Origin of the sequence: Glacieibacterium arshaanense (assembly GCF_004681125.1) — a bacterium.
GTDB classification, from domain to species: Bacteria; Pseudomonadota; Alphaproteobacteria; order Sphingomonadales; family Sphingomonadaceae; genus Polymorphobacter_A; species Polymorphobacter_A arshaanense.
Genome location: NZ_SIHO01000009.1, coordinates 1 through 1,422 on the forward strand (window position 1 = coordinate 1; position 1,422 = coordinate 1,422).

Below are 1,422 nucleotides of genomic sequence, written 5' to 3' on the forward strand. Positions count from 1 at the left end.
TGGTGCCCGGGGGCGGATTGCTATCGGGGATTATGGTCGAGCTGTCGAGCGGCACTTTGTCAGCATGGGAAGACGATCGCCCTTCGGGCGTTGATCGTTGGTCAATGCTGGCACCATCGTTGTCATCGATCGCGGTCTTCACCGTCAGCAGATCATTTTCAACATCGCCCACCGCTGCTGATTCCAAGCGCTCTTTCATGATTTCGATGATCCTCGACGGTGGGATTTATCGTTGCCAGCATACCCCACGATTGCCTTCCGGCTGATCGTATTTTCGATGCTGTCGACGATCGACGTCATCATTTCAAAGCATCGAAGAACGTGGCTTCGCTTCTCGACGTCATGATGCTTTTCGATGATGGTATCGATGATACAAGGACAACGATCACCGAAGCTCCTTGAGGATTTGGAGAAGGGCCAACGTCAACCTTGGCGCGCCTCTGAAGCCGTCCTCGCCTTCAAGTTTCATCACCGATTCCATCGCATACAACAGGCGATAAGCCGGTCCATCACCGTTGAAGATCGCTTCCTCGACAGCTTCGATATCGAGCGTAATCGTCTTGGCCCCGGCATCTCGGGTGGCGACGAACCGATCGAGTGCATCGACCCAATACGGATCATCAGCCCAAGAATAGCTTCGTTCAGGGCGATCGTTGGATGTCATGCGGCCAATGCCCGGTAAACGCTGGCCCGACCGATCTTCAGACGCTTGGCGATCTCGCTGGCGCCAAGCCCTTGGTGACGCAACTCGATGATCTGTGCCGGATCAATGGTTGCCGGGCGTCCTTTGTAGACGCCTTTGGCCTTCGCTTTGATCACGCCTTCCATCTGACGTTCGCGGCGAATATCATTCTCGAACATCGACACTGCACCCAAGATCGCCACCATGAGCCTGCCGGTCGAGCTGTCGGTATCGACACCGGATTGGGCCAAGCATCGGAACGAAACCCCCTTCGCCGTCAGCTTGCCGAGGATCGCATAAAGGTCCGCGACACTGCGCGCCAATCGATCGAGCCGCACAACAATGAACGTGTCACCTTCGCGGACGAACTCCAACGCCAGCGCAAGCTGCTCGCGATCGGTCGTCGACCGGCCCGACATCTTCTCGGCGAAAATCTTCTCGCAGCCCGCCCCGGTCAAGGCTTCGATCTGGATATCCAGTGACTGAGACGTCGAGCTCACACGACCATAACCAACAAGCATCCAGCATCCCCAGCGTTTCAATAGGTTCTAGATGAACGATGCCACATGTTTCGAATCTGGCAATCGGTATCTGTTGAGACGAGGATTCCGTGCCAATCCCGATCCCCTTAGATTTTACCGTATTGGGAATGGACACAACGCATCCCAAATCAATCGCGTTATCCGCGACCCGGAGTTCCGGTCTTGGGGTGAAAAGCCGCCAGACGGAAACCGAACCCA

The 1,422-nt window shown here is 55.7% G+C and carries 3 protein-coding genes; all 3 read right to left on the bottom strand.

What is annotated here, in order from left to right; genetic code table 11:
• A partial coding sequence (locus EUV02_RS15825) for a hypothetical protein (protein WP_207790218.1) occupies positions 1-199 on the bottom strand: 199 nt, incomplete at its 3' end.
• A 186-nt stretch (positions 200-385) separates the two neighbouring features.
• Positions 386-664: a hypothetical protein gene (locus tag EUV02_RS15550; protein WP_135247239.1), complete on the bottom strand. Its 279-nt coding sequence runs from the start codon at positions 662-664 to the stop codon at positions 386-388.
• Entirely contained in the window at positions 661-1,203 is a 543-nt protein-coding gene (locus EUV02_RS15555) for a recombinase family protein (protein ID WP_135247240.1), read from the bottom strand. Before EUV02_RS15555 ends, EUV02_RS15550 begins: the two co-directional genes overlap by 4 nt.
• Positions 1,204-1,422: the final 219 nt, after the last annotated feature.

Coding starts and splice junctions, on each gene's coding strand:
- EUV02_RS15550 (WP_135247239.1), bottom strand. CDS start 664: ATGACATCCAACGATCGCCCTGAACGAAGCTATTCTTGGGCTGATGAT.
- EUV02_RS15555 (WP_135247240.1), bottom strand. CDS start 1,203: ATGCTTGTTGGTTATGGTCGTGTGAGCTCGACGTCTCAGTCACTGGAT.